This is a genomic window from Bradyrhizobium aeschynomenes (genome assembly GCF_013178945.1).
GTDB lineage: Bacteria > Pseudomonadota > Alphaproteobacteria > Rhizobiales > Xanthobacteraceae > Bradyrhizobium > Bradyrhizobium aeschynomenes.
Window position 1 is genome coordinate 168171 of sequence record NZ_JABFDM010000001.1, and the last position, 15136, is coordinate 183306.

General features: G+C 66.8%; 12 protein-coding genes. 6 read left to right on the plus strand and 6 right to left on the minus strand.

Going from position 1 to position 15136, the window contains the following annotated elements; translation table 11 throughout:
* The first annotated feature begins 109 nt into the window (after window positions 1-109).
* A complete protein-coding gene (locus tag HL666_RS00735) occupies window positions 110-544 on the plus strand; it encodes a c-type cytochrome (RefSeq protein WP_172114274.1) in 435 nt (144 codons plus the stop codon).
* 273 nt (window positions 545-817) lie between these two features.
* Here the strand turns inward: HL666_RS00735 and HL666_RS00740 are convergent, their stop codons facing one another.
* From HL666_RS00740 to HL666_RS00765, 6 genes are all read right to left on the minus strand, one after another.
* On the minus strand, window positions 818-1081 hold the full coding sequence (locus HL666_RS00740; protein ID WP_172179400.1) for a hypothetical protein: 264 nt from the start codon (window positions 1079-1081) through the stop codon (window positions 818-820).
* A gap of 11 nt (window positions 1082-1092) precedes the next feature.
* Window positions 1093-2304, minus strand: a complete 1212-nt coding sequence (locus HL666_RS00745; protein ID WP_172179402.1) for a geranylgeranyl diphosphate reductase — start codon at window positions 2302-2304, stop codon at window positions 1093-1095.
* Between the two features lie 4 nt (window positions 2305-2308).
* Window positions 2309-3643 carry a BCD family MFS transporter gene (locus HL666_RS00750; RefSeq protein WP_172179404.1) on the minus strand — a complete coding sequence of 445 codons (1335 nt, stop codon included), beginning with the start codon at window positions 3641-3643 and terminating at the stop codon, window positions 2309-2311.
* Entirely contained in the window at window positions 3640-4566 is a 927-nt protein-coding gene (gene chlG / locus HL666_RS00755) for a chlorophyll synthase ChlG (protein WP_172179406.1), read from the minus strand. Before chlG ends, HL666_RS00750 begins: the two co-directional genes overlap by 4 nt.
* Window positions 4567-4582: 16 nt before the next feature.
* On the minus strand, window positions 4583-5953 hold the full coding sequence (gene ppsR, locus HL666_RS00760) for a transcriptional regulator PpsR (protein ID WP_210261685.1): 1371 nt from the start codon (window positions 5951-5953) through the stop codon (window positions 4583-4585).
* A gap of 140 nt (window positions 5954-6093) precedes the next feature.
* Window positions 6094-6990, minus strand: a complete 897-nt coding sequence (locus HL666_RS00765; protein ID WP_172114280.1) for a cobalamin B12-binding domain-containing protein — start codon at window positions 6988-6990, stop codon at window positions 6094-6096.
* A 229-nt stretch (window positions 6991-7219) separates the two neighbouring features.
* On the opposite strand from HL666_RS00765, the gene bchF reads away from it, so the two are divergent.
* The 5 genes from bchF to bchL are packed head-to-tail and all read left to right on the plus strand — an operon-like array spanning window position 7220 to window position 15124.
* Entirely contained in the window at window positions 7220-7810 is a 591-nt protein-coding gene (gene bchF / locus HL666_RS00770) for a 2-vinyl bacteriochlorophyllide hydratase (protein WP_172179408.1), read from the plus strand.
* Window positions 7807-9093 (plus strand): ferredoxin:protochlorophyllide reductase (ATP-dependent) subunit N, encoded by a 1287-nt coding sequence (locus HL666_RS00775; protein WP_172114282.1) that lies wholly within the window; start codon window positions 7807-7809, stop codon window positions 9091-9093. The genes bchF and HL666_RS00775 overlap by 4 nt, the downstream gene beginning before the upstream one ends.
* A gap of 1 nt (window position 9094) precedes the next feature.
* A complete protein-coding gene (gene bchB / locus HL666_RS00780) occupies window positions 9095-10654 on the plus strand; it encodes a ferredoxin:protochlorophyllide reductase (ATP-dependent) subunit B (RefSeq protein WP_172179410.1) in 1560 nt (519 codons plus the stop codon).
* Entirely contained in the window at window positions 10629-14219 is a 3591-nt protein-coding gene (locus HL666_RS00785) for a magnesium chelatase subunit H (protein WP_172179412.1), read from the plus strand. Before bchB ends, HL666_RS00785 begins: the two co-directional genes overlap by 26 nt.
* Entirely contained in the window at window positions 14216-15124 is a 909-nt protein-coding gene (gene bchL, locus HL666_RS00790) for a ferredoxin:protochlorophyllide reductase (ATP-dependent) iron-sulfur ATP-binding protein (RefSeq protein WP_172131553.1), read from the plus strand. The genes HL666_RS00785 and bchL overlap by 4 nt, the downstream gene beginning before the upstream one ends.
* Window positions 15125-15136 lie beyond the last annotated feature (12 nt).

Consider the following 15136-nt stretch of genomic DNA (forward strand, 5'->3'; position numbering starts at 1 on the left):
CTTATTCGCTCACTTTTGCCTGAACGAGGCATGACAAGGTCACATGACATTGTTACCTGTAAGGTGCCAATCACATGGGCTAACGAAACGACGTACCGGGAGGTCGCATATGGTCAGATCTGGTTTGGTTGCAGCGGTCATGATCGCAATGTCGGCAGGCGCCGCATTTGCGCTGGACGGTGGGGACGCTGCCAAGGGCGAACAGGTCTTCAAGCAATGCATGACCTGCCACCGTATCGGTCCCGAGGCGAAGAATGCAGTCGGTCCGGTGCTGACGGGGGTGGTCGGGCGTCCCACCGGGACCTATCCGGGCTTTTCCTATTCGGACCTGAACAAGCATGCCGGCGAGGCCGGGCTGGTATGGACCGACGACAACATCTTCGAATACCTCGCCGACCCCAGCGCGTTCCTCAAGAAATACCTCACCGGCAAGGGCAAGGCGGACCAAGCCACCGGCTCGACCAAGATGGTGTTCAAGCTCGCCAACGAGCAGCAACGCAAGGACGTCATCGCCTATCTGAAGACGTTCTCGGAGAAGAAGTGAGCTGAGGTCGGCGTAATCAACGCATCTCCGAGTGCTTGCCCGAGATCCGTCGGCACATATCACTGTCGTCCCGGCGAACGCCGGGACCCATATCGCGGACGGCCGGTTGGTGAAGACGGGTCTGGATCGTCCTTCTTCGCCGATCACACCGCCGGTTGTTATGGGTCCCCGCTTCGCGGGGACGACAGCTGTGGGTGTCGCGAGCAGGCGGGCAGACCTGAGAACAGTGAATGCCGGCGAGACCGTCCGAGGTAAGCGCCAGTGTTGGCAGGCCTAGCGCCACCGCTGCCTGATATCCGCGGCATTGGCGACACCGGACGCGGCGAGGCAGGCCGCCAGCCAGAACCATGGCGCGTCCGTCAGCGCGCAGCGCAGCGCCAGCAGCAGGAACACGCCGGCCAGCAGGTTGGGCAGCAGCGCCCGCGGGCTGATGCCGCGGCGATAGCGTCGCCAGATCAGCGTGACGGCGAGCAGCTCCACCACGACCACCGTCAGGATCAGGTCCACCACATGCAGGCTCTGAAACAGCTCATCCATCGCGTGAGCTGCTAGGCCGCCTTGGCGAGCCCGGTGAGGTGGGCGATGTTCTTGAAGAAGATGCGCACATGCGACAGCGGCTTGGCGCGTACCAGCTCCTTGTTCATGTAGGCGTCCCAGGTCAATTGCTGGACGTCCTTGTCACGGCAGATCGCGACGAAGCGCTCGCGGCGGGCGTCGTTCGTGTACCAGTAGCGCTGCATCATGCCGAGGATGAAGAACACGGCACCGTGCTTGCGCATGAAGGACTTGCGGGCGGCGGCGAGCGCCGCGACGTCACCGGTCTTCAGGAACAGGGCGACGGCATCAGCCGCGGCCCGGCCGCCCGCCATCGCATAATAGATGCCTTCGCCGGAGGCCGGGGCCACCACGCCCGATGCATCGCCGGCGAGCACGACGTCGCGGCCATTGTCCCAGCGCGACAGCGGCTTCAACGGAATCGGCGCGCCCTCGCGGCGGATCGTTTCGAGGTCATCGAGCGCGGCCACCCTGCGGAATTCGGCGACCGAGCCGCGCAGCGAAAAGCCCTTGTGCGCGCTGCCCGTGCCGATGCTGGTGGTCGGGCCGTGCGGAAACACCCAGCTGTAGAAGTCCGGCGACAGCTGGCCGCGATAGACGACATCGCAGCGGGTGGCATCGAACAGCGGATGGCCGCGATCCGGCGAGCGGATGATCTCGTGATAGGCGAAGACGTAGCGGATCTCGTTGGCTTCCGGGATGCATTGCCGCGCGACCGCGGAGACCGCTCCATCGGCGCCGATCACGGCCCGAGCTCGCACGCTGTAGTCTCGCATGCTGCCGTCGTCCATGCGCCAGCTGTATTGAACAATGGCCGTGCCGTCGCGATCACGTGTGATCTGGCTGAACGTTCCGGTGCGCCGGATCGCGCCGCCGTCCGCGGCACGCGCCCGCAGCCATTCATCATAATGCTCACGGTCGACCATGCCGACGAAGCCGCCATCGATCGGCATGTCGACGTCGCGGTTGCTCGGCGACACCATGCGGGCGGACGAGATCCGCGCCACCAGCAGATGGTCGGGGATCTCGAATTCGCTGATCAGCCGCGGCGGAATGGCGCCGCCGCACGGCTTGATGCGGCCGGCTCTGTCGAGCAGCAGCACGTGGTGACCCCGACGCGCGAGGTCATTGGCCGCGGTGGCGCCGGCGGGGCCGCCGCCGACGACCACGACATCGAACGTTTCGGAGGAGGTCGAGGTGCTCATCGCACTAGGCTCCCTGGTTGGCCGGTTGCACCTGCACTGTCGAGGCCTGTTCGCGCGGGCGCTTGATCCAGATCGCGAGCCAGGCGGAAAGGACGAACAACGCGGCCTCCGCGGCGAACACCGCCGCATACGCCGAGGCGGTCGACGGCATGAAGGCTCGCGCGGCGTCGGCAGCCGCAGTGCCGACGAAGCCGCCGATGCCGAACGAGATCGCCTGCGAGGCGCCCCACAGGCCCATGCGGGTGCCCTCGCGATTGTCGCGGCCTTCGCTGACCATGTTCATCATCGCGCCGATCGCGGCGATGGCGTAGACGCCGTTGGTGATGCCGAGCAGCAGCACGGATGCGCGCAGCGGCCAGGCCGGGCCGACGGTGGCGGCGGCCACGAGGCTGAGCAGCGCCAGCGCCGAGGCGAGGCAGCCGCCGATGATCCAGGGCTGCGGCCGTGTCCGCCAGTCGGCATGGAGGCTCGCCATCGCCGGCATCAGGATCATGCCGATCAGCGCGCCCATGTGCTGGACTGACGAGAGCTGCGTGGTCTGGCCCGGCGTCATGCCGAACACGCTGCCCGCGAATGGCTCCAGGATCAGGTCCTGGGCGCTGTAGGCCAGCATCGAGACGAAGATGAAGATCGCGAAGCGCCGTGCCTGCGGCTCCCGGCAGATCTCGCGAAAATCCTCCATGAAGCCGCCGCGCTCGGCTTTCGCCGAGGCACTCTCCGAGGAAATCTCCGGCTGCTCGATGCCCCAGACGCCGAGCAGTGTCAGCACCATCGCGATCGCCGAGACCGTGCCGGACACCAGCATCAGCCGCTCACCGGAGAACGGATCGAGCGCCTTGCCGGCGACCGCGGTCGTGACGATGAAGCCGGCGATCATCATGATCCAGGCGATCGAAGCCGCGGCGCTGCGCCGCCCCGGCGCGGTGCGCTTGGCGAGCAGCACCAAGAGCGAGGTGCCGGCAGCGCCGACGCCGATGCCGATCATGATGAAGGCGATCACGGCGATGGCGAGGCCCACAACGAGATGACTTGCCATCAGCGCAGTGGCGGCTGCGGCGAGCAGGCCGCCGACGGCGAGCACGGCCATGCCGCCGACGATCCAGGCGAAACGACGTCCTCCGACATCGGAGCCATGGCCGAGCCAGGGCCTGAGTACCTGCATCGCGTAGTGGATTGCGACCAGCAGGCCGGGGATCATGGCAGGCAAAGCGAGCTCTATCACCATCACGCGGTTCAAAGTCGACGTGGTCAGCACCACGACCGCGCCGAGCGCGGTCTGTACCAGGCCCAGCCTGACAATGCCGAACCAGGACAGGGGGGCGGGCGCAGCGTTGCTCATGCCGACATCCCCGCCAGCGCGAAGGCCGTGACGAGCATGCCCAGCACGTAGAGCAGCACGCCCGTGCCGTTGTACCAGGGCGCGAACTCGCGCGGGTTCGTCATCAAGCGTCGCATCAGCACCAGCTGGGCCGCGATCAGCGCAGCGACGATCGAGGCATGGGCCGGCCGGCTCCAGACGACCAGCAGCGCCAGCACAGCGACCTGCGCCAGCGCCATCGTGATGCAGGCAAGGCGGGCGGCGCGCTCGGGCCCGAGCAGCACCGGCAGCGAGTTGACGCCGCTGACGCGATCGCCGTTGATCGACTTGAAGTCGTTCAGGGTCATGATGCCGTGTGCGCCCGCGCTATAGAGCAGCGCGATCGACAGCACCGGCCAGGACGGTGCCTGCGCGCTCATGATCGCGGCCGCGGTGATCCAGGGCAAACCTTCGTAGCAGAGGCCGACGGCACTGTTGCCCAACCAGCCGTTCTGCTTCAGCCGGATCGGCGGCGCGCTGTAGGCCCAGGCCAGTGCGAGGCCGAGCGCGGCGGCGGCAAAGCCCCAGGTACCGAGCAGGGTGGCGACGGCGAGCGACAGCACGGTCCAGATCAGCGCGATGGTGAGACCCCATCGGCCGGGAATGCGGCCCGACGGAATCGGCCGGTCCGGCTCGTTGATCGCGTCGACATGGCGGTCGAACCAGTCGTTGACCGCCTGGCTGGTGGCGCACACCATCGGCCCGGCGAGTACGAGACCCGCGACGACGATCGGCCAGCGCGGCGCCGGCGGTGCGCCCGACGACACCACGCCGCAGCCGAACGCCCAGATCGGCGGAAACCAGGTGATCGGCTTCAGCAGCTCGAGAACGGCCGAGGGCTGAAGCCTTGAAGGAAGCCTCGAACGAAGCTTTGGGGCGAGCGGGACGGGCGCGATCTCGGTCATTGCAGAACTCTTCCCACTATTCCAACTGACTGTCTTCTTCGGTCGGCTCGGCCATGCCGTAGCGCCTGAGCTTGACGTAGAGGCTCTGACGGCTGAGGCCGAGCATTTCGGCGGCGGTGGCGCGATTGTCGCCGGTGAGCTTCAGCGCGGTCTCGATGCACATGCGCTCGATCACGTCGGTGGTCTCGCGCACCAGCTCCTTGAGCGGCACGCGGCCGATCAGCTCGGCGAGCTGCTCGCGCGAGCGTGGAATCAGCGCGTGATCGCTGCCATCGCCCGAGATGCGCGGGCCGACGTTGCGGATGGTGAAGCCGAGCCGCGCCTGGCCGGGTGCGCCGACGGTCGTGGCCGAAATCTCGACATCGACCGGCGAGCCGTGCTCGCCGCGGACGACGCTGGAGAACAGCTTCAAGGTGCCATGCTGGCGCAGATTGGTCAGCATCACCGAGAAGTCGATCGCCGACTTGCCGATCCAGCGGTCGATGGTCTCGCCCAGGATCTGATGCATGTTCTCGATCTGCGCGAGCTGCAGGAAGGTCGCGTTGGCGTGCAGCAGCCGGCCGTCCATGTCGGTGATGACGAAGCCGTCGGGCGCCGATTCGACAAACTGAACCAGCTGGGTGTTGACATCGGAGGATTTCGCGATCGCGGGCTGCGAGGAGGACTGCGGCGAGAACCGCAGCAGGAACAGCGACGAGGTGTCCTGCCGGAAGAAGGTGCCGTCGAGCAGATAGTCGCGGCCGCCGTCGAGCCGGATCTTGGCGCGTTCGATCTTGCCCTGGGAGCGAATCGCCAGCGACAGCGATTGCGACGTCGCCAGGTCGTCCAGCAGCAGCGCGTCCGGAAACAGCTTGCCGATCAGATTGGTGGCGCCGTTTTCGAGCAGATCGGCAGCGGCCGGATTGGCCTCGACGATGCGGTGGCTCACGGCGTCGATGATCAGCACCGGTTCGGAGGTGATCTGGAACAGGATCCGGTAGCGCGATTCGGCGTTGCGCATGCGCGAGTAATCGCGCTCGATCGTGACCTGGGCCTCGATCAGCTTCTGCTGGAGCGCCGCCGTGGCGCGGACGTCGCGGCCGACCGCGATGAAGCGTGCCGCGCCCTTGATCGCGACCACCGCGAACAGGATCGGGATGTCGGGCCCGCGCGCGGCCGGATAGCGCACCTCGCGCCAGCGCGACACCTTGCGCTCGGATGCTTCGGCGAGCAGCAGCTCTGGCTTGGTCTGGCTTTCCTCGGACACTGTTGCTTGCCAGGATCGGCCGATCCACTCGTCTGTGTTTCTCAATTCAAGCGGCAGCCCGGCTTGTTGAAAAGCCAGGTCCTGAATGTTGCCGTCGGCGTCGAGCGCGAGCGCAATGTCGGAGGCTGCGGCCACCAGCATGGCCGCAACATCCGCATTGAGATCGCCAAGCGACTCTTTCGGAGCTCTGAACGCCCTCACCAACGCCGTTGTCCTCCCAATCAAGGAGCCTTCGCGCGGCAAGTCTCGTTCCAGCATTCATCTTCACTGCACCCTCAGGGCTATCGCCGTTCGGTCAGAAGACTGACGACGTGCCGGGCTTGCGAAGCCTCTCTGCTCGGATCGGAGACGACACCGTCGCCGCCGACCAGGAGAACGAGTTCAGGCCGTTCAATAAAAGCAGGACCGCAGACCAGCACGCCGATGTCCTGGTTGGAGGACTCGCGCCGGACCATCCTTATGTTTGAGGCGAGATCGTCAAGCTTCTTGTCGCTGTTGGCGAAGAACTCGACGACGTTGAACCATTGGGTGCGGAGCGCATCGACGAAGCCGCGATCCGCAGTGTCGGGCTCGATCCAGGTCTCGAAGCCGTCGCGGCGGAAGAACTCGCCCGCCAGCACGAGCCCGAACATCATGTGGCCCATCTCGCGCCGATCACCCGGTGCGGTGGTCAAGAGCACGCGCAGGCCGCTCGGTGCGACGGCGACCTCGGCGCAGAATGCCGGGCTGAAATGGCGCAGCAGCTGCTGGAGCCGCCACAGCGCGAGCGTGACGTCGGCAAAGTCGCGCTCGTCATCGGCCCAGAGATGGCGCAGATGGTTTGCGGTCGGCACCAGCAGATCGAGATAGATCCGCTCCAGCGTCTCGCCATGATCGCGATGCGCCTGGATGCAGGCCACGGCGCGATCATCGTCCGCCTCCAGCACCAGCTCGGCGAAGTCGGCAGCCTCCTGCGCGGAGGCCGTGATGATCGCGGGCATGCGTTCGAGGGTGGCGGCATGCGCCATCACCAGTCGCGGAATGATCTCGGCTTCGATCGCTCCGTTGAGCTGGGGATGGCGGGTGCTGTGCAAAGGCACGTTGACGCGCGGCGATGCCGGCGGATGAAAGCCGGACCGTCCACGCTTCGTCCGAAAGCGTGCTCGCGGAAATCGGGCTGTCTCATTGAGCTCGGTCATCAGCGCCTCCCCTCCATATGAGCGCACGTCACTCGTTGCGTCAATATTATTTGACGTCAATTTTGATTGACACTCTTCCTGCCCAGGTCTAGCGTTTCCCCATCGGGCTCGCACTCGGGGATTTGCGATGCGCCACCTGCGAACTCTACAACGTCACGTTGACCAAACCGAGTGCGGTGCACCACAAATCCCCCTGTGGTTGTCGTCATCGCATCACTGGGCACCGGTGTTGTCAAATCATCTTTACACATCGTGTGACGCGCAGTTCACATCCGCGACTGATCCGTCGCTGTGGAGTCTGCTCTGCTTCACCCCTGAGAAGGCGCCGCGTGCAAAGCGGCAAGCGCTTTACACGCCTGAGGAAAAGCGCAGGCGCGACGCCACGCCGTGGACGCTGGTGCAGGGCATCCTGGCGCCGCTGCAATTTCTCGTCTTCCTGATCAGCCTCGGCCTCGTTGCGCGCTATCTCACGACCGGCGAGGGGCTCTGGCTCGCCACCGCCTCGGTCGTGCTGAAGACGGCGCTGCTCTACACCATCATGATCACCGGCTCGATCTGGGAGCGGGTCGTGTTCGGGCGTTACCTGTTCGCCGCGGCCTTCTTCTGGGAGGACGTGTTCTCGATGCTGGTGATCGCGCTGCATACGGCTTATCTGGCCGCGATCGTCGGCCACATCGGCAGCGCTCAGCAGCAGATGCTGCTGGTGCTTGCCGCCTACGCCGCCTACGCGATCAACGCCGCGCAATTCCTGCTGAAGCTGCGTGCGGCGCGGCTGCAGGACGAGGCGATGGCCGCAGCTACGACGGAGCGCGCGTCATGAGCCTGTCCGCGCAAGCCTGTACCGTGACATCAAGCACTTCGCCGGACGGTGTGCTGCGTGAGCGCGGCCAGCGTGAGGTGTTCTGCGGCCTCACCGGCATCGTCTGGCTGCACAGAAAAATTCAGGACGCGTTCTTCCTGGTCGTCGGCTCGCGCACCTGCGCGCATCTGATCCAGTCGGCCGCCGGCGTGATGATCTTCGCCGAGCCCCGTTTCGCCACTGCCATTATGGAGGAGCGCGATCTCGCCGGCCTCGTCGACGCCAATGACGAGCTCGACCGCATCGTCGCGCAACTGCTCGCGCGTCGGCCGGACATCAAGCTCTTGTTCCTGGTCGGCTCCTGCCCATCCGAGGTGATCAAGCTCGACCTGTCACGCGCCGCGCTGCGGCTGTCGCAGCGCTTCTCGCCCGGCGTCCGCGTGCTCAACTACTCCGGCAGCGGCATCGAGACGACGTTCACGCAAGGCGAGGATGCCTGCCTCGCATCACTGGTGCCGGTGTTGCCGCAAGCCGATCGGGCTGCGCGGCCGTCGCTGCTCGTCGTCGGCGCGCTCGCCGATGTGGTCGAGGACCAGTTCAAGCGAACGTTTGCCGCGCTGGGCATCGATCAGGTGTCCTTCCTGCCGCCGCGCCGCTCATCGGAGCTTCCGGCGATCGGGCCGGAGACGCGCGTGCTGCTGGCGCAGCCGTTCCTCGGCGACACCGCGCGCGCACTTGAAGAACGTGGCTGCCGCCGGATAGCGGCGCCGTTCCCGCTCGGCGGCGAAGGCACCGCGCTTTGGCTCGCCGCGGCCGCCGAGGCCTTCGGCGTGTCGCGCGCCCATGTCGAGCGCACCCTCGCGCCGCTCAAGGCGCGGGCGGAGAAGGCGCTGGCGCGTTATCGTGCGCAGCTCGCCGGCAAGCGCGTCTTCCTGTTTCCGGACTCGCAGATCGAGATTCCCTTGGCGCGCTTCCTCGCCCGCGAGATCGGCATGGAGCTGGTCGAGGTCGGCACGCCCTATCTGCATCGCGATCATCTCGCCGCTGAGCTGGCGATGCTGCCCGATGGCACGCAGCTCAGCGAAGGCCAGGACGTCGAGCGGCAGCTCGATCGCTGCCGCGAGGCGCGTCCCGATCTCGTCGTCTGCGGACTCGGCCTTGCCAATCCGCTGGAGGCCGAGGGGCTGACGACCAAATGGTCGATCGAGCTGATCTTCACGCCGATCCAGGGATTCGAGCAGGCCGGCGATCTCGCTGAGCTGTTCGCGCGGCCGCTGTTGCGGCAAACCAGACTGGCGGTGTGAGATGCAGCTGTCGGTCTGGACATATGAAGGCCCCCCGCACATCGGCGCGATGCGGATCGCGACCGCGATGCGCGACGTGCACTACGTGCTGCATGCGCCGCAGGGCGATACTTACGCCGATCTCCTGTTCACGATGATCGAGCGCCGCGACCGCCGGCCGCCGGTCACCTACACCACCTTCCAGGCCCGCGATCTCGGCGGCGACACTGCCGATCTGCTGCAGAGCGCGGCGCGCGCGGCCTATGAGCGCTTCCAGCCGCAGGCGATGCTGGTCGGCGCGTCCTGCACCGCCGAGCTGATCCAGGACGATCCCGGTGGGCTCGCGCTGGCGCTCAGGCTTCCGATTCCGGTGATCCCGCTCGAGCTGCCGGCCTATCAGCGCAAGGAGAATTGGGGCGCCTCGGAGACGTTCTACCGGATTGTACGGGCGTTGGCTGCGCCTTCCGCTGATGGCTCCCCCCGCCGTGAACGGGAGGCGGGCGCTCGTCCAGTCTGCAACCTGCTTGGTCCGACGGCTCTCGGCTTCCGTCACCGCGACGACCTCGCGGAAGTGACCAGGCAGGTTGTGGAGCTCGGCATCGAGATCAACGTCGTCGCGCCGTGGAACGCGACGCCATCGGATCTCGCCCGCCTGCCGCAGGCCGATTTCAACATCGTGCTCTATCCGGAAATCGCGCTGACGGCGGCGCAGTGGCTGCACCGCCAGTTCGGCCAGCCCTTTACCCGCACGATCCCGATCGGCGTCGGCGCGACGCGCGACTTCATCGCGGAGGTCGCAAGCCTGGCTGGCGTCGATGCGGAGCCCGTTCTGTCGCGTACCGAGAGCCGGCTGCCCTGGTATTCGCGCTCCGTCGACTCGACCTATCTGACCGGCAAGCGCGTCTTCATCTTCGGCGATGCGACCCACGCGGTGGCCGCGGCGCGCGTCGCGACGCAGGAGCTCGGCTTCGAGGTCGTCGGCCTCGGCACCTATGCCCGCGAATTCGCCCGCGAGATCCGCGAGGCCGCCGCGATCTATGGCGTCGAGCCGCTGATCACGGACGACTATCTCGAGGTCGAGGCCCGCGTCAGCGAGCTGCGTCCGGAGCTCGTGCTCGGCACGCAGATGGAGCGCCACATCGCCAAGCGGCTCGGCATTCCCTGCGCCGTGATCTCGGCGCCGTGTCATGTGCAGGATTTCCCGGCGCGCTACTCGCCGCAGATGGGGTTCGAAGGCGCCAACGTGCTGTTCGACACCTGGGTGCATCCGCTGATGATGGGCCTGGAGGAGCACCTGCTCGGCATGTTCCGCGAGGACCACGAATTCGGCGATCATGCGCCGTCGCATCTCGGCGCAGCGCCAGCGGCACCGCCCCAGCAGCCGCAACTGCGCGTCGTCGAAACCACCGTCACATCCACCGAACTCGCCTGGGCGTCCGACGCCGAACGCGAGCTGACCAAGATTCCGTTCTTCGTGCGCGGCAAGGCCCGCCGCAACACCGAACGCTTCGCGCGCGAGCGCAACGTCAACCTGATCACGCTCGAGACCTTGTACGATGCCAAAGCGCATTTCGGTCGCTGACGTCACACCCATCCGGGTGGTGATCGTGACGATGGACAGCCATCTCGCCTCGGCTGCCGTGCGCGCGCGCACGGCGTTGCAGGCGGAGCTGCCCGGCCTCGATCTGAAGGTGCACGCAGCCGACGAATGGGGCTGCAATCCGATCGCGCTCGAACACTGCCTCGCCGATATCGCGACCGGCGACATCGTCGTCGCCACCATGCTGTTCATGGAGGACCACATCCAGCCGGTGCTGCCGGCGCTGCAGGCCCGCCGTGATCATTGTGATGCGATGATCGGCTGCCTGTCGGCCGGCGAGGTCGTGCGCCTCACGCGCCTTGGCAAGCTGACGATGTCGGGCTCGGCGACCGGCGTGCTCGGCCTCTTGAAGCGGCTGCGCGGCAGCAACCGCTCGGGCAACTCCAGCGGCCAGGGCCAGATGAAGATGCTGCAGCGGATGCCGCGTCTCTTGCGCTACATCCCCGGCACGGCGCAGGACCTGCGCGCATATTTCCTGACGCTGCAATATTGGCTCGCCGGCTCCGAGCAGAACTTTGCGAATATGGTGCGTTTCCTGGTCGGTCGCTACGCCGACGGCCCGCGCGCTGCGTTGCGCGGCAAGCTCAAGGCGGCCGAGCCGGTGAGCTATCCGGATGTCGGCCTGTACCATCCAAGGCTGAAGCAGCGCATCGCCGAGCGGATCGAGGAGCTTCCGGCTCTGCCCGAGCCGGTTGGCCGCGTCGGCGTCATCCTGATGCGCTCCTATCTGCTGGCGGCCAACACGGCGCATTATGACGGTGTGATCTCCGCTCTGGAGGCCCGCGGCCTCGCTGCCGTGCCGGTGTTCGCCTGCGGGCTCGACTCGCGCCCGGCGATCGAGCGTTATTTCCAGAAGGACGGCGTCGCCGCCGTCGATGCCGTGCTGTCCCTGACGGGCTTCTCGCTCGTCGGCGGCCCCGCCTACAATGACGCTCGCGCCGCCGAGGAGGTGATGGCTGGCCTCGATGTGCCGCTGATCGCGGCGCATCCGCTCGAGTTTCAGACCGTCGAGCAGTGGCACGGCGACGCGCGCGGGCTGACGCCGGTCGAGGCGACCATGATGGTCGCGATCCCCGAGCTCGACGGCGCGGTTGGCCCGACCGTGTTCGGCGGCCGTTCGGCGATGGCCGATGCCGGCCGCGACATGGCAAGCCTGCCGGAACGGGCTGCGCAACTTGCCGCCCGCTTGGCCCGCCTGGTCGAACTGCGCCGTTCGGCCCGCGCGGAGCGCAAGATCGCGGCCGTGCTGTTCAACTTCCCGCCGAACGGCGGCAGCGCCGGCACCGCCGCCTATCTCTCGGTGTTCGAGTCGCTGCACAATGTGATGACCTCGCTGCGCGCCGCCGGCTACACGATCGATGTCCCCGCGAGTGTCGACGAATTGCGGTCACGGGTTCTGAAGGGCAATGCCGAGCGCTTCGGCACGGCTGCCAATGTCGCGGTTCGCATTCCCGTCGACCAGCACGTCCGCCGCGAGCGGCATCTGGCCGAAATCGAGAAGCAATGGGGACCGGCGCCTGGCCGTCACCAGACCGACGGGTCCAGCCTGATGGTGCTGGGCGAGCAGTTCGGCAATCTGTTCGTGGGCCTGCAGCCCGCCTTCGGCTATGAAGGCGATCCGATGCGGCTGCTGTTCGAGCACAGCTTCGCGCCCACCCATGCCTTTGCCGCGTTCTATCGCTGGCTGCGCGAGGAGTATCGCGCGCATGCCGTGCTGCATTTCGGCACCCATGGTGCGCTCGAGTTCATGCCGGGCAAGCAGGCCGGCCTCTCCGCCGAGTGCTGGCCGGAGCGGCTGATCGGCGACCTCCCGAACTTCTACATCTACGCCTCGAACAATCCGTCCGAGGGGGCGCTCGCCAAGCGCCGCGGTGGCGCCACGCTGATCAGCTATCTCACGCCGTCGATCACCAGCGCCGGCCTCTACAAGGGCCTTGCCGACCTGAAGTCCTCGCTCGATGCCTGGCGCAACCTGTCGCCGGATGCGACCGAGCAGGTGCGGACGGACAGCGCCGCGCTGATCCAGGCGCAGGCGGCCGCGGTCGATCTCGCCGTGGCCGAGCCGCTCTGGGGCGACGAGCGCAATGCGCAGATCGCCTCGCTCTCGGCCAGCCTCCTGGAGCTGGAATATTCGCTGATCCCGCACGGCCTGCACGTCGTCGGCACCCCGCCGCCCGAGGCGCAGCGCACCGAGCTGCTCGACCTCGCCGGGATCACCGATGCCACCAAGCGCGTCGAGCTGGACAAGCTGCTCGCGACCGACAGCGAGACGCCGGCCATCCTGCATGCGCTCGACGGCGGCTACATCCGCCCCGTGCCCGGCGGAGACCTGCTGCGCAACACCGACGTGCTGCCGACCGGACGCAATCTGCACGGCTTCGATCCGTTCCGTATCCCCAGCGCCTTCGCGATCAAGGATGCCGAGCGCCAGGTCGCGCGGCTGCTCGCCCGCCATGCCGGCGAGGGCCACAAGCTGCCGGAGACGATCGCGCTGGTGCTGTGGGGCACCGACAATCTCAAGACCGAAGGCGGGCCGATCGCGCAGGCGTTGTGGCTGATGGGTGCCGAGCCGCGCCATGACAGCTACGGCCGCCTCTGCGGCGCGAAGCTGATCCCGCTGGAGCGTCTCGGACGCCCGCGCATCGACGTCGTGATCACCCTCTCTGGCATCTTCCGTGACTTGATGCCGTTACAGACCAAGCTGCTCGCGGAAGCGGCGCTGCTCGCGGCATCGGCGGACGAATCGGCCGAGTTCAACTACGTCCGCAAGCACGCACTCGCCTTCCAGGCCGCGCATGGCGGTGAGATCGCGGACGCCGCGCTCCGCGTGTTTGGCAATGCCGAGGGCGCCTACGGCGCCAACGTCAACCACCTGATCGATTGCGGCGCCTGGACCGACGAGGACGAGCTCGCCGACGTCTATACGCGCCGCAAGGGCTTTGCCTACGGCACCGATGGCCGTCCCGTGCGCCGGGACGCGCTGCTCGGCCATGTGCTCGCGGGTGTCGATGCCGCCTATCAGAACGTCGACTCGGTCGAGCTCGGCGTCACCACGATCGATCATTATTTCGATACGCTCGGCGGCATCAGCCGGGCGGTGAAGCGCGCCAAGGGCGAGGCGGCGCCGGTCTATATCGGCGACCAGACCCGCGGCGAGGGCACCGTGCGGACCTTGTCCGAGCAGGTCGCGCTGGAGACGCGCACCCGCACCCTCAATCCGAAATGGTACGAGGCGCTGCTCGCCCATGGCTATGAGGGCGTGCGCCAGATCGAGTCGCATGTGACCAACACGGTCGGCTGGTCGGCCACCACGGGCCAGGTGGCGCCGTGGGTCTATCAGCAGATCACAACGACCTTCGTGCTCGACCCGGCGATGCGCGAGCGGCTCGCCTCGCTCAATCCTGCTGCGTCGGCGAAGATCGCCAACCGTCTGATCGAGGCGCATGAGCGCAAATACTGGACCCCGGATGCCGAGATGCTCGACGTCCTGCGCAAGGCCGGGGAAGAGCTCGAAGATCGCCTCGAAGGCGTGGGAGTTGCCGCATGAACGTGACCTTGAGACCGCCGCTCGCCTCGACGGCATTGCGTCGCCCCGATGGGGCCGGCAGCGTGCAGGTGCAGCTCGACCCGAACGTGGTCATCGACACCGCGAAAGTGTTCTCGGTGTATGGCAAGGGCGGCATCGGCAAGAGCACGACGTCGTCGAACCTCTCGGTCGCGCTGTCCAAGCTCGGCAAGCGCGTGCTGCAGATCGGCTGCGACCCCAAGCACGACTCCACCTTCACCCTGACCAAGCGGCTGGTACCGACGGTCATCGACATTCTCGAGCAGGTCAATTTCCACGCCGAGGAGCTGCGCCCCGAGGACTTCGTCTACCAGGGCTACAATGGCGTGATGTGTGTGGAGGCGGGCGGGCCGCCGGCCGGCACCGGCTGCGGCGGCTATGTCGTCGGCCAGACCGTGAAGCTGCTCAAAGAGCATCATCTCCTCGAGGACACCGACGTGGTGATCTTCGACGTGCTCGGCGACGTCGTCTGCGGCGGCTTCGCGGCCCCCTTGCAGCATGCCGACCGCGCGCTGATCGTGGCTGCGAACGATTTCGACTCGATCTTCGCGATGAACCGCATCGTCGCCGCGATCCAGGCCAAGTCGCGCAACTATCCGGTGCGGCTCGGCGGCGTCATCGCCAATCGCAGCGCGGCCACCGACCAGATCGACAAGTTCAACGAGCGCGCAGGATTGAAGACGGTCGCGCATTTCCCCGATCTCGACGTGATCCGGAAGAGCCGGCTCAAGAAGTGCACGCTGTTCGAGATGGAAGCCTCGCCCGACGTCGGGCGCGCACAGAACGAATATCTGCGCCTGGCCGCCTCGCTGCTCGCCGGCAGCGAGCCGATGCAGGCGGTGCCGCTCAAGGATCGCGACATCTTCGATCTCCTTGGTTTCGATTGAGTAGGGCTCTCT